This is a genomic window from Acidovorax sp. Root267 (assembly GCF_001429215.1).
Taxonomy (GTDB): Bacteria; Pseudomonadota; Gammaproteobacteria; order Burkholderiales; family Burkholderiaceae_C; genus Acidovorax; species Acidovorax radicis.
Window position 1 is genome coordinate 26,339 of record NZ_LMJC01000034.1, and the last position, 20,739, is coordinate 47,077.

The window sequence follows — 20,739 nt, forward strand, 5'->3', positions numbered from 1 at the left end:
GCATCCGCGCTCAGGGGTTTTGCGCAGGGCGCTGACGGCGCTGGCGACCTTCACCCGAAGCGCCGCTGCGCGGGCTGCTGGCCCCCGCGCGGGGTGGGCGTGCGGCCTGCGCACCCGGCAGCTGCACGGCCATGCCATCCTGCAAACGGTCCCCGCCCTCGGTCACCACACGCTCGCCCTCCTTCAGGCCCTCGGTGATCGCCATCAGCCCCACCGTGGCCTGGCCGCGCTTGACCTTGCGCAGCGACACCGTGCGGTCTTCGTTGATGACATAGACATAGTCGCCATTGGCACCGGTGCGCACGGCAGTCACGGGCACCACCAGCGCAGGCACATTGCGCAGCAGCAGCTGCACGTTCACAAACTGATTGGGAAACAGCGCGCCCGCCGCATTCTCGAACCGCGCCTTGGCCTTGACGGTGCCTGTAGTGGTATCGACCTGGTTGTCCAGCGTAGAAAACCGGCCTTTGTCGAGCTCGGCCTTGCGGGTGCGGTCCAGTGCCGTCACGGCCAATGCATCCGCGCCGCCATGAGTGGCCTGGGCGGCCTGGATGTCTGCCACACGATCCTGCGGCACCGAAAACTGCACATCAATCGGGGCCACCTGGGTGATGGTGGCCAGGCCCGCCGCGTCCCCCGAGGTCACGTAGTTGCCCGCATCCACCGCGCGCAAGCCAATCCGCCCTGTGGCTGGCGATGTAATGCGCGTGTAGCCCAGGTTCAACCGCGCTGTGCCCTCCTGGGCCTTGTCGGTCACTACCGTGCCTTCCAATTGCTTGACCAGCGCCGCCTGGGTGTCCACATCCTGGCGCGCGATGGAGTCTTGCGACAACAGGGTGCGGTAACGCTCCAGGGTCAGGCGGGCGTTCTCCAGCTGCGCCTCGTCGCGCTGGCGGGTGCCCTGGGCCTGCATCAGTGCCTGCTCGAAGGGCCGGGGGTCGATCTGCGCCAGCAACTGTCCCTTCTTGACCATCTGGCCCTCGGTGAACAGCACCTGGGTCAGCATGCCCGACACCTGGGGCCGCAGCGTGACCGTGGTGGCCGGAATCACCGTACCCAGTGCGTCGACGATCACCGGCAAATCCGCCTTGCGCACCAGGGCGTCCCCCACCGTCACCATGGGGCGTCCACCCCCTGGAAAGCCCGGGCCGCCGCTGGATTCGCCATTGGCCCGCTCGATGAGATACCACGCGGCCCCCCCCACCAGCGCCACTAGTACCAGGGCCAGAAGACTCCCTACCCAGCGGGAACGTCGTGGCGGTTTGCCAGAGGGGGCGGGGGGAATCGCCGATGGCGGGGGCGCGTTGACTTCTTGGGGATTCATGGCGGTCCTGATTCGTGTTCTCGGGTGCAGGCTGGGCCGGGGTCCAACCGTACCGGATCGTAGAGGCTCATTTCGCGCTCTGCCTTGAACGCTGTGCGAAGAAAAGTAAACCTTGGGGTCAAAGCCATGGGAGCGGGGAGACCCATGCCCCAGCGACCGCCCCCGGAAGCACCCACAGATCACGCCGCGCTTCTGCATTTCGCGGCAGTCCATCCGCATTTCGTCGCAAGCCGCTGGAATCACTCCGGCGGTGGCGGCAAAGTCCGCTCCATTGAAGAACGAGCCCGGAGCACCGCCATGCAACTCACCCCCGTCATCGCCATCCACCTCGCCGCTGCGCTGGCAGCCACCGCCATCGGCCCCATCGCCCTGTGGGCCCGCAAGGGCGCTACCCAACGCCCCCGCCTGCACCGCGCCGCCGGGTACGCCTGGGTGACCCTGATGGTGGCCGCGGCTGTCTCTGCCATTTTCATCAATGGAGGCCATGGTCCCCGCTGGGGGAGCTTCGGGCCCATCCACCTGCTGATTCCGGTCACGCTGGGCCTGCTGGTGCTGTCCTTTGTCTTCCTGGCCCGCCGCAACATCGAAGGCCACCGCCAGACCATGCAAAAGGTCTACATCGGCGCCTGCGTGGTGGCCGGTGGCTTCACCCTTCTTCCCGGACGCTTTCTGGGGCACTCGCTCTGGTCTGCACTGGGCGTGATCTGACTCTTTCCTCCACCCCCCTATCCATCCCTACCCAGGAACCACACCATGCTGCTCAATATGATTGTTCACCAGCCTCAGGCGCTGATCCAGGTCGTCACCCACACCCCCTACTGGGTCTGGGGCCTGCTGGCTGCCTTGGTGGGGCTGGGAGCCAGCCAGCTGTACGACCGCACCGCCAGCCTGCGCCGGACCCAGCTCATGCCCCTGGGCATGGCCGTCTTTTCGGTCGCCGGCGTCCTGTCGGCATTCGGCAGTTCGGCGCCCATGGCCGCACAGGCCGTAGGCGTCTGGCTGGCTGCCGCCGCCGCAATCACCGCGCTGGCACTGTGGTTCCAGCCCACGGCCCCCACCGGCACGCTCTACGCATCCTCGTCGCGCAGCTTCTACGTGCCAGGCAGCGCCATGCCGCTCGCACTGATCGTCGGCATCTTTCTCACCAAGTATTTCGTGGGGGTCGAGCTGGCCATGCAGCCCTCCCTGGCGCGGGACGGCGACTTTGCCCTGCAGATATCGGCCCTGTATGGCGTGTTCAACGGCCTGTTCGCCGCCCGTGCACTGCGGATGTGGCGCCTGGCACAGCAAAGCGTGGTCTACGGCGCAGCCCCCGTGGGCACCTGAGCCCCGCCAGAACCCGCCACTTCCATCGAACTGCCTCACCTTGCCTGGAGACATCACCATGCGCTACGCACACCTCACCCAAGACCCCATCGAACGCCTGGCCCGCAAGCGCGCCGGGGCCAAGCTGGGCTGGTACATGCACGCCGGGGTCTATCTGCTGGTCAACCTGCTGCTGATCACCCTGTCGGCCGCCAGCGGCCGGCATTGGGCGGTGTACCCCGCACTGGGATGGGGCATCGGTCTGGTGGTGCATGGGGCGGTGGTGTTCCTGGTCGCGGGCGGCGGGCTGCATGAGCGCATGGTGCAGGCCGAGCGAGACCGCCTGGCACAGCAGGGCCCACGTCCTTGAACCCGCCAACACCCTCCATCCGCACGAAAGAAATCCCATGAAGATGCTTCGACGCCTGACCCTCGCCCTGCTGGCCCTGGGCGCTGCCGCCGCATGCCAGGCTGGCACCGGCCTGGCGGAACTGCCGGGCTTGCCGGGGGATGGCCCCGTCACGGTGTTCTACCCCAGCAGCAGCGCCGACGAACCCGTGCAACGCGGCCCCTTCCAGCTGCAGCTGGCCTGGCAAGGCACCCCCGTGCGGGGCAACGGCCGCCTGATCGTCATCACGCACGGGTCGGGCGGCAACCCGTGGGTACACACCGATCTCGCGCGCGCAATGGTGGCCGCAGGTTTTGTCGTGGCATTGCCCGAACATGCGGGAGACAGCTCCAAGGACCCGTCCACCCCCGGCCCCGAGAGCTGGAAGCGCCGCCCCGCAGAGGTCTCCCGCGCCATCGACACCGTGGCCCAGGACAACCGCCTGGCCCCGCTGCTGGCCCTGGACAAAGTGGGGGTCTTCGGCGGTTCCGCCGGTGGCCACACTGCCCTGAGCTTGGCAGGCGGCGCGTGGTCGCCCGCACGCTTCCGCCAGCACTGCGAGGCCCACATTGCCGAGGATTTTTCCTCTTGTGTCGGGTTTATTACCCGGCTGCACGGCGACTTGCTGGATGGCCTGAAGAAATGGTTTGCACTGGCCGTGATACGCCACCGTTTTGGCGATGAAACCGCCTACACGCACCAGGACCCGCGCGTGCAGGCGGCTGTGGCCAGCGTGCCCTTTGCGGCAGACTTTGACATGGCTACCCTCGCCACCCCGCGCATCGCACTGGGGCTGGTGACCGCTGGCATGGATGTCAACCAAATTCCGCGCTTTCACAGCAGCGCTGTGCTCTCTGCCTGCCAGGACCGCTGCACCCATGTGGCCCACCTGCCGGGCGCCAGCCACGGCGCCATGCTCTCGCCCATGCCGCCGCTGCACCTGCTCAACGATGTGCAAACCGCGCTGCTGGGCGATCCCCCCGGTTTTGACCGCAAGGTGCTGCCCGACGTGGATGCACGGATCGTGGCTTTCTTTGCGGGGCACCTGCTGCCACTGCAAGCGCCGCCACCGCTGCAGGTGGCGCACTGACCGGGCCTCAACAATCCACTCGCACCTCCCATCATGCTGCTCCTCTCTGCCGCCACACTCGGCCTGCTAGCCACCATGACGCCGTCCGCCACACTGCGGCCCCGCCGCCGGTACCCCATGCTCATCACAGCCATCCTCCTGACCGCAGGCCTTGCAGGCCTTGCCGCCGCCATTGCCTGGGGCGGCCCCAAAAACATCCCGCCACTGACCAGCGTCAACGACCCGTTCAAGGGCGTGGACTACAGCCGCGTTCCTCCGGCCCAGCGTTACACAGCGCGCGATGGCACATCGCTGGCATGGCACAGCTACAGTCCCCCCCAGGCAACGGCAGACGCCCCAAAACACCGAGTGGTGCTGGTGCATGGGTCTTCCGCGCGCGGACAGTCCATGCATGTGCTGGCGCAGGCACTGGCGGCCGAGGGGCATGCCGTGGCGACCCTGGACATACGGGGGCACGGCGCATCCGGCCCTCGGGGCCAGGCCGCCTATGTGGGCCAGCTGGAAGACGACATCGAAGACTTTCTGCGCGCCGTGCCGCACGCTGGCCCGCAAACGCTGATGGGGTTTTCGGCAGGCGGCGGGTTTGCGTTGCGTTTCGCAGGCAGCGCGCGGCAGGACCTGTTTGACCGCTATGTGCTGCTGTCGCCTTTTTTGCACCACAACGCACCCACATCGCGGCCTGACAGCGGCGGCTGGGCGTCGGTAGGCCTGCCCCGCATGGTTGCCATCACGATGCTCAACCAGATCGGTATCACCCGATGGAACCACCTGCCCGTGCTGAGCTATGCCCTCAACGATGCAGCACGCGAGCTGCTCACTCCCCGCTATTCATATACGGTAGCCACCAACTTCCGCCCCCACAACGACTACCAGGCTGACATCCGCAATGCCCGGGGCACCGTCTGCATCGTGGCCGGACAGGACGACGAGCTTTTCTACGCAGACCGCTTTGCCGATCTGTTTGCCCAGGCCGGCAAGCCCGTGCCCGTCACCCTCGTGCCTGGCGTCAACCACATCGGGCTGACGCTGGACGCCCAGGCTGTGGCCACGGTGGCGCGCCACGCCTGCCCTGCATAGCCCCGCCCCTAGAATCCCTGCAGCGCCACCCAGCTTCCAACCCTACCCCCCCGCCACTGCCATGTCCTCACCCCTGAGCCCCGAAGAGATCGAAGCGCTGGCCCGCCGGCGCGCCAGTGCCAAGCTGGGCTGGTACGTGCACGCCGTGGCGTTCGTGCTGGTCAACGCGGCGCTCTTTGCCATGTCGCGCTATGCGTTCGGTACGCGGCCCTGGTCGGTCTACCCGCTGCTGGGCTGGGGGCTGGGGCTGGGGCTGCATGGGGTATCGGTATTCCTGCTGGGCAGCGGCAGCGGCCTGCGCGAGCGCATGGTGCAGCGCGAGCGCGAAGCCCTGCAGCGCGCGCAGGCGCAGAAGCAAGACCCGCAGCGCCACAACCGGCCATGACACTGCGACACCAGTTCAACGGCATCAGCAAGCTACGGCACTACCTGCAGGTGGTGGCCTTCACGCTGGTCGTGGCCACCCTCCAGTACGCCTTCATGCCCGACAAGCCCTACGGGCCACCGGTGGTGTATTCGGTGCTGATCGGCACCTTCACCTGGGCCATCATCGACCTGGGCCGCGAGCTGATCCCATCGGCCGCCGAGACGGGCTGGCCGCAGGGCTGGCAGGGCATTGCGCTGGTGATTGCGGGCATCGTCATCGGCTACCTGGCGGGCACGCTGCTGGCGGATGCGCTGTGCGTGTACTACTTCCGCTTCTACCCGGCGGGCACCTCCTTGTCCGGGGCGGACCAGCGCACCTCCATCCTCATCACGGCCATTGCCGGGCTGGTGGGCAGCTACTACTTCTACGCCATGCACAAATCGGCGTACCTGGAAGACAAGATGGCCGAGGCGCGCATGCACGCCAGCGAGGCCCGCCTGAAACTCCTGGAAACCCAGCTCGAACCCCACATGCTGTTCAACACGCTGGCCAATCTGCGCGTGCTGATCGGCACCGACCCCGTGCGTGCACAGGAGATGCTGGACCGCATGATCGCCTACCTGCGCGCCACGCTCACCGCGTCGCGCAGCACCCAGCATCCGCTGGCCAACGAGTTTGACCGCCTGCGCGACTACCTGGAACTGATGGCGGTGCGCATGGGCCCGCGCATGGCCTATACGCTGGACTTGCCGGATGCGCTGCGGGATGTGCCCGTGCCCCCGCTGCTGCTGCAGCCGCTGGTGGAAAACGCCATCCGCCATGGCCTGGAGCCCCAGGTGGAAGGCGGCCACATCACCGTGCGCGCCAGCACGCGCCCGGGCCCCAGCGGCCCACTGCTGGTCGTCGAAGTCAACGACACCGGCGCGGGCCTTCCCGACACCCTGCCCATCTCGGGCCCCGGCCAGAGCTTTGGCCTGGCCCAGGTGCGCGAACGCCTGGCCACCTTGCATGGTGCTGCAGGCACTCTTGATTTGATAGCTGCCAGCGCAGGTGGAACAAGCGCCAGCGTCGTTTTTCCTTTGAAATCTGTCACCCCCCCATGAACCAGCCCGCCCCCCGCGCCCTGATTGCCGAGGACGAACACCTGCTGGCCGCCGCGCTGCAGCAGGAGTTGACCCGTGCCTGGCCCGAGCTGCAGATTGCCGCCACCGTGGGGGACGGCCTGTCGGCCGTCAAGCAGGCCCTGGCCTTGCTGCCCGACGTACTGTTCTTTGACATCCGCATGCCCGGCCAGAGCGGCCTGGACGCCGCCGTGGAGCTGGCCGACGCCTGGCCCACCGAAGGCCCCTCGGGCCGGCCCTTTCCCGCGCTGGTGTTCGTGACGGCCTACGACCAGTACGCCGTGCAGGCGTTTGAAGCGCAGGCCGTGGACTACCTGCTCAAGCCCGTGCAGGCGGCCCGGCTGCAAAAAACCGTGCAAAAACTGCAGCTGGCGCTGATGAATAAAGCGCAACCAGCTATCAATTTAGAAGCAACCATGGAGCAGCTGCGCCACCTGCTGACAGCTCCCGGCATCGCGTCGCCGCCCGCTGCAGCGGCACCGAGCAGCACCGCGCCCCTCACCCTCATCCAGGCCAGCAGCGGCAGCCAGATCCACATGGTGCCCGTGGCCGACGTGCTGTACTTTGAAGCGGCCGACAAATACGTGCGGGTGCTGACTGCGGCGCGCGAATACCTGATTCGCACGCCGCTCAAGGACCTGATCGGCCAGTTGGACACCCAGGTGTTCTGGCAGATCCACCGCAGCACCCTGGTGCGCGCCAGTGCCATCACCACCGTGACCCGCGACGAGGCGGGCAAGCTGCATCTGGAGCTGGCGGGCCGCGCTGAAAAGCTGCCGGTGAGCCGCCTCTACGCGCACCTGTTCAAGGCGATGTAGTCCCTAAGAACGTGTTCACGATCTCCCAGGAGTCGCGCAGCGGCCTTGGCGGGATGGGATGCTAGGCACGGTGCGCAGCCAATAGCCCGGCTATTGGCAAGCGCCGCAACGCCGCAGACCGCCCGCCAAGACCGCTGCCCGAAGGGTTGGAGCGAAATCGGGTGATTGGAAGCCCCGGCTGCTTGCATGGGCATGAGCCCATGCGGCGCATCCGAAGCATCCACTCCTCCCGATTGCGCTCCAACGCGACCCCTGCGAGATCGTGAACACGTTCTAAGAGTTTTTACCGATTGGTGGCCAGCAGCAGGCCACCCGCCCCCATGAAGAATCCGCCGGTGGCCTTGTTGAGGCGCACCACGCCCCGCGAGGTGCGGATAAACCGGCGGATCTGCCGGCCCCCGGCCGCGTAGACCGCCGTGGACACAAACTCGGCCCCCAGGTACACAGCCCCCAGCACCACAAACTGGCGCAGGGCCGGCTGGCTGGGGTCGATGAACTGCGGAAAGACCGCCGCAAACAGGATGATGGCCTTGGGATTGGTGATGCCCAGCAAGAACTCCTGCGCGATGAGCGACTGCAGACGCACCGGTGCGCCGCCTGCTTTCACCACACCTCCGTCTGCGCCGTCCACCACGTCCAGCCCACTGAACTCGCGGCTGCGCCACGCGCGCCAGCCCAGCCAGAACAGGTAGCAGGCCCCGACCCACTTCACGGCCGTGAAGGCGGCCTCGGACGCCAGCAACATCGCCCCCAGGCCCACCGCAGACACCGTCAGGAAAATCGCGAACGCCGCCACCCTCCCCAGCGTCGCCACCATGGCCGCACCAATCCCCGCGCGAATGCCGTTGTTGAGGCCACAGAAATTGTTGGGTCCGGGCGTGAGCGCAATGGCAACCGCCACCGGGGCAAAAAGAAGCGCGTCCATGGAACAGTCCTTCAGGGAACGGAAAAACACAAAACAGCAGTGCAGTCTAAAACAAGCGGAGGTTGCCGGCCACGGCGTCCGGCGGCGAGGACCCGGTTCAACCGTGGAGTTCCACCACCGTGCCCCAGGGCACACCCGGCAAGGCCTCGTAATGCGCTACCACCACCACGCGCCCGGGCTGGATGGCCACCTGCGCCAGGGCGCGGCCCAGGTAGGCCATCGATGGCTTGTCGAGCCCGCCCACCGGTTCGTCGATCAGGGTCAGCGGCGCCCCCGAGGCCAGCGCCCCGGCCATGAGCACCTTGCGTTTGCTGCCGGTGGACAGCGCATAGAACGGCTTGTCCAGATGTTCATGCAGGCTGAACCCTTCGGTGTGGACCGCCAGTGCAGCGGCATCCCACGATGGGTAACGCGCCGGAAGGCTGCCTAGCCAGCCACGGGCCGTGAGTTGGTCCAGGTCGCCCGAGCGGGGGTCGGCCCAGAAGACTTGTTGGGCATAGGCCTTGGGGGTTTCGCGCGCGTTCACACCCTGCAGCGTGATGCGCCCAGCCTGCGCGGTGAGTTCCCCCGCCAGCAGGCGCAGCAGCGTGGTCTTGCCACTGCTCTCGTCACCACGCACGAGCGCCAGGCCTGCGGGCAGCGCCGCCGACCACTGGTCCAACACCCCACATTCGGGGTAGGCAAAACACAGGCCCTCCACCTGCAACACCACGTTCTCAGACATCCTGCTCCCTTGGGTTGATGGATGGCGCAGGGCATTCTTCTTCTACAGCCTGCGCCGCCCTGCGATTCTAGAGAGCGGTTGGGTTTGTCTCGGCTGCGCCCGCAGCCAACCCCTGGCCTGGTTGACGCACAACCCCCACAACGCGGCGTCTGCGCCCGCCCATTGCAGCGGACCTACCGGGTGCGCGAGCCGGTCAGCACTCCACAATCGCCTTGATCACGCCGGCCTTGGGGTCCAGCAGGTCCTGGAACTTGGTGGGCACTTCGGCCAGGGTCAGACGGTGGGTGTTCAGTGCCTGTGGAATCAATCCTGCACGCATGGCGTTCAGCACGGTCTCAAAATCTTCGGCGGTGGCATTGCGGCTGCCCATCAGGGTCATTTCGCGTTTGTGGAATTCGGGGTCGGAAAAGGTGATGTTCGCGCCCACCACCGAGATCAGCACATAGGTGCCGCCATGCGCGACAAATTGGAAGCCGCGCTCCATGGCCTTGGGGTTGCCGGTGGCGTCAAACACCACGTCATAAAACTCACTGTCTGTCAGTGCTGCGAGTTGCGCCTCATCGGACTCACCCAAAGAAACACCGGCTCTCACTCCCAGCGACTGCGTGCAGAAGTCCAGTCGGTCCTGGCGCCCGTCCAGTGCAGTGACCGTGGCGCCGCGCAGCTGCGCAAAAATCATGGCCGCCATGCCAATCGGCCCAGCGCCCACCACCAGCACCCTCTGGCCTGGCCCCACGCCCGAGCGGCGCACGGCATGTGCGCCGATGGACAAAAACTCCACCATGGCGGCCTGGTCCAGCGACACACCCTCGGCCTTGTGCACAAACTGCTGGGGCACGCACAGGTATTCGGTAAACGCGCCATCGGTGTGCACGCCCAACACCTGGATGCGGGTGCAGCAGTTGGTCTTGCCGGCGCGGCAGGCAATGCAGGTGCCGCACGAGAGGTAGGGCATCACGTACACCGTGTCGCCGGATTGCAGGGCGCTGCCCGCAGGCGCGGTTTCCACAATGCCCGACAACTCGTGCCCCATCACGCGGGGGTAGCTCAGGTAAGGCTGGTTGCCGGTAAAGATGTGCAGGTCGGTGCCACACACGCCCACGCGCTTGACGCGCAGCAACACTTCGTCCGTCGCGCGTTCGGGCAGGGGGCGGTCGTGGGCACGCAGGGTGCCGGGGGTTTCGCAGACAACGGTCAGCATGACGGGTTCCTTCGGTTCAATCCAAATTCTGTGCATTCAGTTCGGCGCGCGTGGGCAGGCCTTCCATGTCGCCCACCACCTGCAGTGCGCGCGAGGCAATCCAGTTGGCGCGGCGCACGGCCTGCGGCCAGCCCAGCCCTTCAAGCTGCGCGCTGATGATGCCCACGGCAAACGCGTCACCGGCACCCACGGTGTCCACCACCACAGGCACGGTCACACCGGGCACCCGCCCTTGTTCGCCGCTGGCGGTGCGGAAGTAAGCGCCTTCAGCGCCTTGCTTGATGACCACGGCCTTGGCGCCCCGGTCCAGATACCAGGCGGCAATGTCGGCCGGGGTGGTTTGGCCGGTCAGCAGCCGGCCTTCGTCAATGCCCGGTAGCACCCAGTCCGCATGGCGGGCCAGGTCGTTGAGGGTGTTGCGCATGGTGGCCACATCGGGCCACAGGCTGGGGCGCAGGTTGGGGTCAAACGACACGCTGCGGCCGGCGGCACGCAAGGTCTGCATGGCGTGGGCCACCAGCTCGCGGGCGGCGGGCGACAGGGCGGGCGTGATGCCCGTGGTGTGCACATGCCTTGCGCGCAGCGCGTAATCGGTCTTCAGGTGCGCCACACTGAGCTGGCTGGCGGCCGAGCCGCGGCGGTAGTACTCGATCGCCGGGTCGCTGCCGTCCACGCTGCGCGACTTGAGCATGAAGCCGGTGGAGCGTTGCGGGTCCAACTCCACCTGCGAGGTGTCCACGCCCTCGGCCTCAATCGTCTTGCACACATAGCTGCCAAACGAATCCGTCCCCAGGCGGCTCACCCAGCCAACTTTGAAGCCCAGGCGCGCCAGGCCGATGGCCACATTGGTGTCGGCACCGGCAATGCGTTTGCTGAAACTTTGTACCTCGGCCAGTGGGCCGGGCTCTTGCGCGACCAGCATCGCCATGGTTTCGCCCAGGGACAGAACGTCGAGTGTGTCGGGCATCGTGCTCATGCGGTCAACTCCCCGTGGTTCACCGCTTCCAGGGTGGCCGCAACCCCGTGTGCTTGCAGCGACTGCAGCAAGGGCACCAGCGCCGCCGTGAGTGCTGCATGGCCCGCCAGGTCGCCAAACACCGGCGCATAGGCCAGCATGGCTTGCACGGTGTGCGGACTCACGCCTTGACCCAGCGACTGCTGGTACAGCGCGGTGAGCTGGGTGGCATGCGGGTCGTCAATGCCGTAGGCCTGGCCCAGTTCGTCCACGCCACGCAGGTAGTGCATCCACGCGGCCAGACCCAGGGCCATGCGCGGCACGGGCAGTTGCCGGGCCAGGCGGTCGCGCAGCGTGCCCAGCAGGCGCTGCGGCAGTTTTTGCGAGCCGTCCATGGCGATCTGCTGCGTGCGGTGGGCCAGGGCCGGGTTACCGTAGCGGGCCAGCAGGTTGTGGCGGTAGGCCGCCAGGTCCAGGCCCGGCAAGGCAGGCAGGGTGGGTTCAATCTCGTCGCGCATCAGCGCTTCGATGTGCGTGCGCAATGCGGGCTGCGCAATCGCCTCGTCCACGGTCTGCCAGCCGGCCATGGCGCCCAGGTAGGCGAGGCTGGAGTGGGTGCCATTGACCATGCGCAGCTTGAGCCTCTCAAAAGGTTCGGCATCGGGCACAAAACGTGCGCCGCCCAAGGTCCAGTCCGGTCGGTCTGCGGCAAATTCGTCTTCAATGGCCCAGTCAAAAAAAGGCTCGCCCAGCACGGGCCAGGCGTCAACGCAACCCAGCGCAGCACACACCATTGCACGGTCGCCATCGGTGGTTTTGGGCACGATGCGGTCCACCATGGAGCATGGAAAACGGCACTGGCGCTCTATCCACGTGCGCAAGGTGCTATCAATTTCTTCAGCAAAGCGCAGTACGGCGGCACGCAGCACACGCCCGTTGGCAGGCAGGTTGTCCAGTGACATGAGCGTGAGCGGCCCATGGCCTTGGGCGTGGCGCAGCTGCAAGCCGTAGACCAGCATGCCGATGGCGGAGCGGGGGGCGTGCGGGTGGGTCAGGTCGTGCACGATGTCCGGGTGGTCCAGGCGCAGCGTGCCGGTAGCGGGGTCATGGCAATAGCCTTTTTCGGTCACCGTCAGGCTCACGATGCGGGTGTCGGGGGCGGCTATCGCCTCCAGCACGGCTTGCGGGTTCTCGGGTGCTACCAGCAGGTTGCGCACGGCACCAATGACTTGCAGGCGCTGGCGGGGTTGGCCTTGCGCATCCGCATCACGAATCGCCAGTGTGTACAGCCCGTCCTGCGGCGCCAGGGCATCGCGGGTATCGGCTTGGCGCAGCGACACGCCGGTGATGCCCCAGCGCAGGTCGCCGGCGGCAATGGCGGCCTCGGTGGCAGCGGCCATGTGGGCGCGCATGAAGGCCCCTATGCCGAGATGCACGATGCCGTTTTTCAACGCACGGCGGTTGTAGGGCGGGCGCACCACGGCGGCAGGCAATGTACCCACCGTGGTGTCGTTCAATCGGTTCATGGCCGCCATCACCAGTTGGTCAGCGTACCGTCGTGCTGCAGGCGGTTGACCGGCAGGTAGGCACGTTTGTAGGGGTACTTGGCGGCCAAGGCCTCGTCGATGGTCACGCCGTGGCCCGGTGCCTCGCCGGGATGCATATAGCCGTCCTTGAAGCTGTAGGCGTGTGGGAACACGGCGTCGGTCTCGTCGGTGTGGCGCATGTATTCCTGGATGCCGAAGTTGGGCACCCAAAGGTCAAAGTTGAGCGCGGCGCCCATGCACACGGGCGACAAATCGGTGGCGCCATGCGAGCCGGTACGCACCTGGTAGAGCGCGGCCAAATCCGCAATGCGGCGCAGGTGGGTGATGCCGCCGGCGTGGACCACGGTGGTGCGGATGTAGTCGATCAGCTGGTTCTCGATCAGGTCCTTGCAGTCCCAGATGGTGTTGAAAATCTCGCCCACCGCCAGCGGCGTGGTGGTGTGCTGTCGGATCAGGCGGAAGGCCTCCTGGTTTTCGGCAGGCGTGGCGTCCTCCATCCAGAACAAACGGTAGGGCTCCAGGTCTTTGCCCAGGCGGCCGGCCTCGATGGGCGTGAGGCGGTGGTGCACATCGTGCAGCAGGTGGATGTCTGGCCCCACGGCCGCGCGCACCTTGTCAAACAGCTCGGGCGTGTGGCGCAGGTATTTCTCGGTGGACCAGTCGTGCTCGCTGGGCAGGTCGGCATCGGCCGGTTCGTAGAACATGGTGCCGCGGCCCACGCCGTACACCTTCTCCAGACCGGGCACACCACTCTGCGCGCGGATGGCGTTGTAGCCCATCTCCTTGTAGCGCAGCACTTCTTCCACGGTCTGGGTGATGTCTTTGCCGTTGGCGTGGCCGTAGACCATCACGCCGGTGCGGCTCTTGCCACCCAGCAGTTGGTAGAGCGGCATGTTGGCAGCCTTGGCCTTGATGTCCCACAGCGCCGTGTCCACCCCGGCAATCGCACTCATGGTGACCGGGCCGCGGCGCCAGTAGGCGCCCTTGTAGAGGTACTGCCAGATGTCTTCGATCTGCTGCGGGTCGCGACCGATCAGGCAGGGAATGACGTGCTCGGTGAGGTAGCTGGCCACGGCCAGCTCGCGGCCGTTCAAGGTGGCGTCGCCGATGCCGGTCAGGCCCTCGTCGGTTTCGATTTTCAGGGTGACAAAGTTGCGGCTGGGTGCGCAGATGATGACTTTGGCGGAAGTGATTTTCATGGTTTTGTCGGATGAGGAGGGGGTTACATCACGGCGCCCAGCGCCCAGGGGACAAATTCGTTTTGGCCGTAGCCATGCCGCTCGCTTTTGGTCTTGCGGCCCGAGGCTGCGGCCAGCATTTCCAGAAAGATGCGCTCGCCCAGCTGCTCCACGCTCTCACTGCCGTCGATCACGGTGCCGCAGTTGATGTCCATGTCCTCTTCCTGCTTGGCCCACAGTGCGCTGTTGGTGGCCAGCTTGAGTGAGGGCGAGGGGGCGCAGCCATAGGCCGAGCCACGGCCGGTGGTGAAGCAGATGAGATTGGCGCCACCCGCCACCTGGCCCGTGGCCGACACCGGGTCGTAGCCCGGCGTGTCCATGTAGACAAAACCTTTGGCGGTGATGGGCTGGGCGTATTCGTACACGTCCACCATGGGCGTGGTGCCGCCCTTGGCAATGGCGCCCAGGGATTTTTCGAGGATGGTGGTCAGGCCGCCGGCCTTGTTGCCGGCGGACGGGTTGTTGTCCATCTCGGCGTGGTGGCGGGCGCAGTAGTCGGTCCACCACTGCAGGCGGGCCTCGAGTTTGTCGGCCACGGCTTGCGACACGGCGCGCTGCAGCAGCAAATGTTCGCCGCCATAAATCTCGGGGGTTTCGGATAGCACGGCCGTGCCACCGTGGCGCACCACCAGGTCCACCGCAGCACCCAGGGCCGGGTTGGCGCTGATGCCGGAGTAGCCGTCGGAGCCGCCGCATTGCAGGCCCACCACGAGGTGGCTGGCAGGCACCGGTTCACGCTGCACGGCATTGGCCTCGGGCAGCAATTGCTTCACCACCTCAATGCCACGCGCCACACTTTTGGCGGTGCCGCCCGTGTCCTGGATGCTGAAAGTCACCAGCTTGGCACCTTCGCGCAGGCCTTCCTGCGCCATCAGTCCCTGGATCTGGTTGGTCTCGCAGCCCAGGCCCACCACGATGACTGCGGCAAAGTTGGCATGGCGGGCGTAGCCTGCGAGTGTGCGGCGCAGTACCTGCAGGCCTTCGCCCTCGCTGTCGGTGGCGCAGCCGGCGCCGTGGGTCAGGGCCACGATCCCATCCACCTGGGGAAAGGCAGCCAGGGCCTCGGGGTGGATGTCGCGGCGGAAGTGGTCGGCAATGGCGCGCGCCACTGTGGCCGAGCAGTTCACGCTGGTCAGCACCCCAATGTAGTTGCGCGTGGCCACACGCCCGTCGGGGCGTTTGATGCCGTCGAACGTGGCCGGGGTATCGACATAGGCCACGGGCCGCACATCGCCGCCCACGGCGTGGCCACGGTCAAAGTGGCTGAACGCCAGGTTGTGCGTGTGCACATGCTGGCCGGCCGCAATGGGCTGCGTGGCGGTACCAATGATCTGGTTGTAGCGCCGCACCGGCGCACCGGCCGCAATGGCGCGCACCGCGATCTTGTGGCCTGGCGGCACCAGGCCAGAGACGGTGATGCCCTCGGATTCGATGCGGGTGCCGCCCAGCAGTTGCTGCCGGGCGATGACCACATCGTCTTGCGGGTGAATGCGGATCACCGGATTCACTTGACCAACCCCATTTGCTGCGGCAACCACAGGGTGAGCGCCGGAATGTAGGTGATGGCGATCAGCGCCAGCATCAGCGGTACCAGCCAGGGCAGGATGGCGACGGTGGTGCGCTCGACCGAGAGCTTGGAGATGCGTGCCAGCACAAACAGCACCATGCCCAAGGGAGGATGCAGCAGGCCAATCATCAGGTTCAGCGTCATGATCAGGCCGAACTGGATGGGGTCAATGCCGAGCTTGAGCACGATGGGCAGGAGGATGGGCACCAGGATGGTGATGGCCGCAATCGTGTCGATGAAGCAGCCCACAAACAGGATCAGCAGGTTGGCCAGCAGCAGGAACACCCACTTGTTGCTGGTGATGGACAAAATCCAGTCCGCCAGGGCTTGGGCGGCCTGGGTGGTTGTGAGCAGCCAGGCAAAGATGGACGCCGCGGTCACGATGAACAGCACCGAAGCGGTGGTTTCAATCGTCTCGAACGTGGCCTGCGCCAGCGTGCGGAGGGTCATGGAGCGGTAGCGCACCAGGCCCAGAAACAGCGCCCAGATGACCGCTGCCATGGCAGCCTCGGTGGGGGTGAACCAGCCCATGGTCATGCCGCCAATCAGGATGACGGGCGCCATGAGGGCCAGCACGGCCGAAAAGTTGAAGCGCCAATCCAGCACCAGCAGGGCCACAAAGGCCAGGCCCGCGGCCACGTTGACCGACATGCCTGCTTTGACCGCCAGCCACACCGTCATGGGGAAGGCCAGCACCACCAGAATCTCCAGCGTGGCACTGCCCAGGCGAGCCCATTGGAAGGCGACGTCCCCACCCCAGCCATTGCGGTGGGCAAAGTAGGCCACCGTGGCCATCATCAGCACCGTCATGAACAGGCCCGGAATGATGCCCGCCACGAACAGCGCGCCGATGGACACGTTGGCCATCATCCCGTAGATCACAAAGGGCAGCGAGGGCGGAATGATGGGGCCCAGCGTGGCCGAGGCCGCAGTGACGCCCACGGCAAATTCGGTGCTGTAGCCGTGCTCTTTCATGGCCTTGATCTCAATCGCGCCCAAGCCGGCAGCATCCGCAATGGCCGTGCCGGACATGCCCGAGAAGATGACCGAGCCGATGATGTTGACCTGCCCCAGGCCGCCCTTCATCCAGCCCACCAGCGCCACGGCAAAGTTGTAGATGCGGCTGGTGATGCCGGCAATGTTCATCAGGTTGCCAGCCAGGATGAAGAAGGGTACGGCCAGCAGCGGGAAAGACTCGATGCCCGCAATCATGCGCTGGGCCAGCACGATGTCGGGCACGCTGCCCGACACCAGGATGTAGACCAGCGAGCCGCCGGCCATGGCCACCGCCACCGGCAGGCCACACAGCATCAGCCCCAAAAAGGAAACAATCAGGATCAGCATGGTGCAGGTTCCGTTCAGTCGGTGGAGCCGTCAAAGAAGCCAGGGTTTTGCAGTGCCGAGAAGCCGCGCCGCCAGTTTTCGATGGCCACCTGCACGGCCCGCAGGGCCATGAGGGCAAAACCGGCAAACGCGAGCCAGTACACATGGCTCTTGTTCCAGTCGATGGTGGTCATGGGTTCGTTGTTCACGGCCAATGCATAGCGTGCAACGAGCCAGGCCCCATAGCTGTAGAAGGCAATGGCGGCGATGTCTACCGCCGTCGACAGGGCCCGGCCTGCAGGAACGGGCAGGTAGCGGTAGACCAGGTTGACCTGGATGTGCCGCACCCGCCGCACACACATGGACGCCCCGATGAACACCACCGGCATCAGGCAGTACACGGCCAGCTCCTCGGTCCAGGCGAACGAGTCGTTCAGCACATAGCGGCTGAAGAACTGCAGAAATACCAGGCCGGCCATGGTCCAGAAAAAGCCCAGGCAAATCCAGTCTTCGACGCCGTAGACGGAAAGGTCGACCGTGTGCTGGTCGGCCTCCGCGAAGCTGGCCACCAGCGCTTCCGCGCTGGTTTCGACGGGATGCGACTCCGCCGCGCCGCCCGACAGGGGCAGGGAGCTGTGAAGCGTCATGGTGTTGCCTTACTTGATTGCCTGGATGCGGTCCCAGTCGGCTTTCTGGTAGCCGTACTGCTCAAACGGCACGTTCTTGAGCACGGTGTCGCGGAACTCCCCGGTGTTCACCTCGGTCACGCTGATGCCCTTGCTGCGGAACACGGCGGCCAGTTCGCTCTCGCGGGCGGCCACTTCCTTGGAGGCCTTGGCAGCGGCTTCGAGCGCCACTTCCGAGAACATCTTCTTGTCGGCGTCCGACAGTTTTTTCCACAGCCCACCCGCCACCACGGTGTTCAGGTGGTCCACGATGTGGCCGGTCAGCACGATGTGTTTTTGCACTTCGTAGAACTTCTTGGCCTCAATCGTGGGCAAGGGGTTTTCCTGCGCTTCCACGGTGCCGTTTTGCAGCGCCAGGTAGACCTCGGCAAACGCGATGGGCGAGGTGTTGGCACCGCAGGCGCGTGGCATGGCCAGGTAGGCCGGCACGTCGGGCACGCGCATCTTCAGGCCCTTGAGGTCGGCGCACTTGGCAATGGGTTTGTTGCTGGTGGTATGGCGGGTACCGTAGTAGGTGGTCGCAATGATCTGGTTGCCGCTTTTCTGCTCGTAGCCGGCGGTCAGCTCTTTGTAGATGTCACTCTTGGTGTAGGCCAGCAGGTGGTCCACGTTGCGGAAGGTGTAGGGGTAGTAGGTGACACCAATGCGCGGAAAGGCCTTGGCCGCAAAGCTTGAGCCCGAGATGATGATGTCCACCGTGCCCAGGCTCAGGCCCTGGTTGATGTCGTTCTCCTTGCCCAGTTGCGACGCGGGGTACACATCGATCTGGTAGCGGCCGGCACTGCGCTTCTTGATCTCTTCGGCGGCCCACACCGATGCGGTGTGGAAGGGCTCGCCCGGCTCGTACACATGGGCCCACTTGAGCTTGGTCTGCGCAAAGGCGGGGGCCGCAACCAAAAGGCTTGCAGCCAGGGCCAGGGTAATCCGTTGGAATGTCATGCTCTTTGTCTCCTGTTGTTGTGAATGTTGCGCAGCCGGGTCGTCACCGGGGTTTAGCCGGGAACAAGCTGCACCTTGGTACTGCGGCCTCTGTCCAAAGCCAGATCGAAGGCCGCTTTCGATTGGCTGATCGGCAACTGGGCGCTGATGAGCGGGCGCACATCGGCCCGCCGGCTGCGAATAGCCTGCACGGCCCAGTCAAATTCGATGTCGGCGCGGAAGGCGCCCACGTAGTCCAGCTCGCGCGACATGATGTCGTTGGCCGGGAAAGGAATTTCGGGCGGCAGCGTGCCCACCTGCACCACGCGCCCGCCGCGGCGCACTGCCGCCAGGCAGCTGGCCAGCGCGGCAGGGTGGCCTGCGGCTTCCAGCGCCACATCCACGCGGCCCTTCCAGGCCGTGGCATTGGGCAGGGCTTCGTCGGCGCCCACGGTCAGGGCCATTTCGCGGGCGCGCTCGCTGGGGTCGCAGGCAATCACGCGGCCGGCACCGGCCAGGCGCGCGGCAATGACCGACATGCAGCCGATGGTGCCCGCGCCGGTGACCAGCACGGTGGCGCCCAAAATTGCGCCCGCGCGGCGCACTGCATGCAGGCCCACCGACAGGGGCTCGGCACAGGCAATTTCGCCCAGGCTCACATCCTCGTCAATGGCAGTGAGCTGGGCCTCGTGCATCACAAAGTGCTCGCGGAAGAAACCGGGGATGTGCGGAAAAATGGCCGCGCTTCCCAGGAACACCATCTTCTCGCACAGGTTGCTGCGTCCGGCGCGGCACGCGGGGCACACGCCACAGGGGTGGGCAGGATTGACCGCCACTTTTTGCCCCGTTTGCACCTTGGTCACCCCTTCGCCCACGGCGTCCACCACGCCCGAGGCTTCATGCCCCGGCACAAAGGGCGCGCGGATGGCGAAGATGCCGGCGCGGCCATGCTGGTAGTAGTGCAGGTCCGACCCGCAGATGCCACCCGCACCCAGGCGCAGGCGCACCTGGCCGGGGCCGGGCTCCTGAAGGGCAAGTTGTTCCACGCTGAGGTTCAGCGGGCCATTCAGGGTGCAGGCAAGGCTCATGGTCAGGCGTCCAGTGGGTTCACGCGTCGGCGGGGCTGTTCCAGCCGGCCGAAAAACGTTGGTGCGAGCGGTCCAGGTGGCCGCTCATGGCGGCGCGGGCCATGTCGGGGTCTCGGGCGGCAATGGCGGCGACTACGGTGCGGTGCTCGTCCACCGCCTCTTTCCAGGTGGCTTCGCGCTCGAAGTGGCCGCCCAAGGCGGTGAACAGCGGACCGTTGCGTTCGTCAAAGAGCTGGGTCACCACCGCTTGCAGGGCACTGTTGTCGCTGGCCTGGGCAATGCGGATGTGGAAAGCGCGGTCGCCGCGGATGGGCAGGGTGCGCGCGGCAATGTCGGCCTCCATGTCGCGCAGGGTCTCCAACAGGTCGGGCACCAGCGTGGGGTCGGTGCTTTTAGCGGCCAGCGCGGCCAGTTCACATTCGATGAGCTGGCGTGCGCGGATGATTTCCAGCGGGCCGTGCGCGTTGTCCAGCAGGCGCACGCTCTCGCGGCCAATGACCACAATGCCCGAGCCCATGCGCACCTCGATCAGGCCCTCCACCTCCAGCGCAATCAGCGCTTCCCGTACCGACGGGCGGGACACGCCCATTTTTGCGGCCAGGTCGCGCTCGGCGGGCAGTTTGGATCCCACGGCAAATTCGCCGCTTTGAATGAGCTGGCGCAGCTGGTCGGCAATCTGGCGGTACAAGCGTCGGGGCTCTATGGGTTGAAAAGGCATGCGGAAATTGGCTCAAAGGTAAATTGGTCAGACCAGTTGGCCGCATTGTGAACGGATGGAAGTGCGGAAGGTTCAGGGTTTTCCCGGCAGGTGGTGCTGCGATACCAAAGCCGCCACAAAGGCTTTGCTATTAATTTAGGAGCTATAAAAGCTTATACAGATTGCGCTAGAGACCAAAAATAGTGCAAATTCGACACCGACACCGGCACCGTCAGGGGAGACTGGTGATAGGCGCAATTTGGTCGGCGTCCGGCGCAGCACCACACAAGCCTTGAGGGGCGAACTCCTCCCGGCCAAAGACTCCATCCAAGACAATCGGAGCGGGGGAGCCAAGACCTCGGCAACGAGTCGCTTCGTTC

Annotated in this window: 21 protein-coding genes; 8 read left to right on the top strand and 13 right to left on the bottom strand. The window is 65.9% G+C overall.

Features of this window, described 5'->3' with window-relative positions; translation table 11 throughout:
* Window positions 1–10 precede the first annotated feature (10 nt).
* Complete coding sequence (locus ASE39_RS24655) at window positions 11–1,324, bottom strand: efflux RND transporter periplasmic adaptor subunit (protein WP_199864330.1); 1,314 nt, start codon at window positions 1,322–1,324, stop codon at window positions 11–13.
* A gap of 297 nt (window positions 1,325–1,621) precedes the next feature.
* Here ASE39_RS24655 and ASE39_RS24660 point away from each other — a divergent pair, with 297 nt between their 5' ends.
* The 8 genes from ASE39_RS24660 (at window position 1,622) to ASE39_RS24695 (ending at window position 7,490) form a co-directional block, all read left to right on the top strand.
* Window positions 1,622–2,032: a DUF2306 domain-containing protein gene (locus ASE39_RS24660; RefSeq protein WP_010459712.1), complete on the top strand. Its 411-nt coding sequence runs from the start codon at window positions 1,622–1,624 to the stop codon at window positions 2,030–2,032.
* A gap of 45 nt (window positions 2,033–2,077) precedes the next feature.
* Window positions 2,078–2,650: a DUF6622 family protein gene (locus ASE39_RS24665; protein WP_057272863.1), complete on the top strand. Its 573-nt coding sequence runs from the start codon at window positions 2,078–2,080 to the stop codon at window positions 2,648–2,650.
* 58 nt (window positions 2,651–2,708) lie between these two features.
* Window positions 2,709–2,999 carry a 2TM domain-containing protein gene (locus tag ASE39_RS24670; protein ID WP_057272864.1) on the top strand — a complete coding sequence of 97 codons (291 nt, stop codon included), beginning with the start codon at window positions 2,709–2,711 and terminating at the stop codon, window positions 2,997–2,999.
* A 37-nt stretch (window positions 3,000–3,036) separates the two neighbouring features.
* Window positions 3,037–4,107 (top strand): dienelactone hydrolase, encoded by a 1,071-nt coding sequence (locus tag ASE39_RS24675; RefSeq protein WP_082615570.1) that lies wholly within the window; start codon window positions 3,037–3,039, stop codon window positions 4,105–4,107.
* Window positions 4,108–4,140: 33 nt separating this feature from the next.
* Window positions 4,141–5,184, top strand: coding sequence for an alpha/beta fold hydrolase (locus tag ASE39_RS24680; protein WP_082615571.1), 1,044 nt, complete (start codon window positions 4,141–4,143; stop codon window positions 5,182–5,184).
* Between the two features lie 61 nt (window positions 5,185–5,245).
* Window positions 5,246–5,569, top strand: coding sequence for a 2TM domain-containing protein (locus tag ASE39_RS24685; protein ID WP_057272865.1), 324 nt, complete (start codon window positions 5,246–5,248; stop codon window positions 5,567–5,569).
* Window positions 5,566–6,654, top strand: a complete 1,089-nt coding sequence (locus tag ASE39_RS24690) for a histidine kinase (RefSeq protein WP_057272866.1) — start codon at window positions 5,566–5,568, stop codon at window positions 6,652–6,654. The genes ASE39_RS24685 and ASE39_RS24690 overlap by 4 nt, the downstream gene beginning before the upstream one ends.
* Complete coding sequence (locus tag ASE39_RS24695; RefSeq protein ID WP_057272867.1) at window positions 6,651–7,490, top strand: LytTR family DNA-binding domain-containing protein; 840 nt, start codon at window positions 6,651–6,653, stop codon at window positions 7,488–7,490. The genes ASE39_RS24690 and ASE39_RS24695 overlap by 4 nt, the downstream gene beginning before the upstream one ends.
* A gap of 283 nt (window positions 7,491–7,773) precedes the next feature.
* On the opposite strand, the gene ASE39_RS24700 is transcribed toward ASE39_RS24695, so the two are convergent.
* The 12 genes from ASE39_RS24700 to ASE39_RS24755 form a co-directional block, all read right to left on the bottom strand.
* Window positions 7,774–8,415, bottom strand: coding sequence for a LysE family translocator (locus ASE39_RS24700; RefSeq protein WP_057225529.1), 642 nt, complete (start codon window positions 8,413–8,415; stop codon window positions 7,774–7,776).
* A gap of 97 nt (window positions 8,416–8,512) precedes the next feature.
* Window positions 8,513–9,139, bottom strand: a complete 627-nt coding sequence (locus tag ASE39_RS24705) for an ATP-binding cassette domain-containing protein (RefSeq protein WP_010459730.1) — start codon at window positions 9,137–9,139, stop codon at window positions 8,513–8,515.
* Window positions 9,140–9,332: 193 nt separating this feature from the next.
* A complete protein-coding gene (locus ASE39_RS24710) occupies window positions 9,333–10,340 on the bottom strand; it encodes a zinc-binding alcohol dehydrogenase family protein (protein ID WP_057272868.1) in 1,008 nt (335 codons plus the stop codon).
* Between the two features lie 16 nt (window positions 10,341–10,356).
* Window positions 10,357–11,307: a sugar kinase gene (locus ASE39_RS24715; protein WP_057272962.1), complete on the bottom strand. Its 951-nt coding sequence runs from the start codon at window positions 11,305–11,307 to the stop codon at window positions 10,357–10,359.
* Window positions 11,308–11,312: 5 nt separating this feature from the next.
* Entirely contained in the window at window positions 11,313–12,830 is a 1,518-nt protein-coding gene (locus tag ASE39_RS24720; protein WP_082615572.1) for a mannitol dehydrogenase family protein, read from the bottom strand.
* The gene (manD, locus tag ASE39_RS24725; RefSeq protein WP_057272869.1) at window positions 12,830–14,041 is read right to left on the bottom strand and encodes a D-mannonate dehydratase ManD; all 1,212 of its coding nucleotides are present in this window, start codon (window positions 14,039–14,041) and stop codon (window positions 12,830–12,832) included. The genes ASE39_RS24720 and manD overlap by 1 nt, the downstream gene beginning before the upstream one ends.
* Window positions 14,042–14,064: 23 nt before the next feature.
* Window positions 14,065–15,588: an altronate dehydratase family protein gene (locus ASE39_RS24730; RefSeq protein ID WP_199864331.1), complete on the bottom strand. Its 1,524-nt coding sequence runs from the start codon at window positions 15,586–15,588 to the stop codon at window positions 14,065–14,067.
* Window positions 15,585–16,991, bottom strand: coding sequence for a TRAP transporter large permease (locus ASE39_RS24735; RefSeq protein WP_010459741.1), 1,407 nt, complete (start codon window positions 16,989–16,991; stop codon window positions 15,585–15,587). Before ASE39_RS24735 ends, ASE39_RS24730 begins: the two co-directional genes overlap by 4 nt.
* A gap of 14 nt (window positions 16,992–17,005) precedes the next feature.
* A complete protein-coding gene (locus ASE39_RS24740; RefSeq protein WP_010459743.1) occupies window positions 17,006–17,617 on the bottom strand; it encodes a TRAP transporter small permease in 612 nt (203 codons plus the stop codon).
* A gap of 9 nt (window positions 17,618–17,626) precedes the next feature.
* Window positions 17,627–18,595, bottom strand: a complete 969-nt coding sequence (locus ASE39_RS24745) for a sialic acid TRAP transporter substrate-binding protein SiaP (protein ID WP_010459745.1) — start codon at window positions 18,593–18,595, stop codon at window positions 17,627–17,629.
* A 53-nt stretch (window positions 18,596–18,648) separates the two neighbouring features.
* Complete coding sequence (locus ASE39_RS24750; RefSeq protein WP_057272871.1) at window positions 18,649–19,662, bottom strand: L-idonate 5-dehydrogenase; 1,014 nt, start codon at window positions 19,660–19,662, stop codon at window positions 18,649–18,651.
* A 19-nt stretch (window positions 19,663–19,681) separates the two neighbouring features.
* On the bottom strand, window positions 19,682–20,380 hold the full coding sequence (locus ASE39_RS24755) for a FadR/GntR family transcriptional regulator (protein ID WP_057272872.1): 699 nt from the start codon (window positions 20,378–20,380) through the stop codon (window positions 19,682–19,684).
* Between the last annotated feature and the right edge of the window lie 359 nt (window positions 20,381–20,739).

Coding starts and splice junctions, on each gene's coding strand:
- ASE39_RS24720 (WP_082615572.1), bottom strand. CDS start 12,830: ATGGCGGCCATGAACCGATTGAACGACACCACGGTGGGTACATTGCCT.
- ASE39_RS24750 (WP_057272871.1), bottom strand. CDS start 19,662: ATGAGCCTTGCCTGCACCCTGAATGGCCCGCTGAACCTCAGCGTGGAA.
- ASE39_RS24710 (WP_057272868.1), bottom strand. CDS start 10,340: ATGCTGACCGTTGTCTGCGAAACCCCCGGCACCCTGCGTGCCCACGAC.
- manD (WP_057272869.1), bottom strand. CDS start 14,041: ATGAAAATCACTTCCGCCAAAGTCATCATCTGCGCACCCAGCCGCAAC.
- ASE39_RS24695 (WP_057272867.1), top strand. CDS start 6,651: ATGAACCAGCCCGCCCCCCGCGCCCTGATTGCCGAGGACGAACACCTG.
- ASE39_RS24685 (WP_057272865.1), top strand. CDS start 5,246: ATGTCCTCACCCCTGAGCCCCGAAGAGATCGAAGCGCTGGCCCGCCGG.
- ASE39_RS24705 (WP_010459730.1), bottom strand. CDS start 9,139: ATGTCTGAGAACGTGGTGTTGCAGGTGGAGGGCCTGTGTTTTGCCTAC.
- ASE39_RS24675 (WP_082615570.1), top strand. CDS start 3,037: ATGAAGATGCTTCGACGCCTGACCCTCGCCCTGCTGGCCCTGGGCGCT.
- ASE39_RS24665 (WP_057272863.1), top strand. CDS start 2,078: ATGCTGCTCAATATGATTGTTCACCAGCCTCAGGCGCTGATCCAGGTC.
- ASE39_RS24690 (WP_057272866.1), top strand. CDS start 5,566: ATGACACTGCGACACCAGTTCAACGGCATCAGCAAGCTACGGCACTAC.
- ASE39_RS24755 (WP_057272872.1), bottom strand. CDS start 20,380: ATGCCTTTTCAACCCATAGAGCCCCGACGCTTGTACCGCCAGATTGCC.
- ASE39_RS24660 (WP_010459712.1), top strand. CDS start 1,622: ATGCAACTCACCCCCGTCATCGCCATCCACCTCGCCGCTGCGCTGGCA.
- ASE39_RS24700 (WP_057225529.1), bottom strand. CDS start 8,415: ATGGACGCGCTTCTTTTTGCCCCGGTGGCGGTTGCCATTGCGCTCACG.
- ASE39_RS24715 (WP_057272962.1), bottom strand. CDS start 11,307: ATGCCCGACACACTCGACGTTCTGTCCCTGGGCGAAACCATGGCGATG.
- ASE39_RS24680 (WP_082615571.1), top strand. CDS start 4,141: ATGCTGCTCCTCTCTGCCGCCACACTCGGCCTGCTAGCCACCATGACG.
- ASE39_RS24740 (WP_010459743.1), bottom strand. CDS start 17,617: ATGACGCTTCACAGCTCCCTGCCCCTGTCGGGCGGCGCGGCGGAGTCG.
- ASE39_RS24670 (WP_057272864.1), top strand. CDS start 2,709: ATGCGCTACGCACACCTCACCCAAGACCCCATCGAACGCCTGGCCCGC.
- ASE39_RS24745 (WP_010459745.1), bottom strand. CDS start 18,595: ATGACATTCCAACGGATTACCCTGGCCCTGGCTGCAAGCCTTTTGGTT.
- ASE39_RS24735 (WP_010459741.1), bottom strand. CDS start 16,991: ATGCTGATCCTGATTGTTTCCTTTTTGGGGCTGATGCTGTGTGGCCTG.
- ASE39_RS24655 (WP_199864330.1), bottom strand. CDS start 1,324: ATGAATCCCCAAGAAGTCAACGCGCCCCCGCCATCGGCGATTCCCCCC.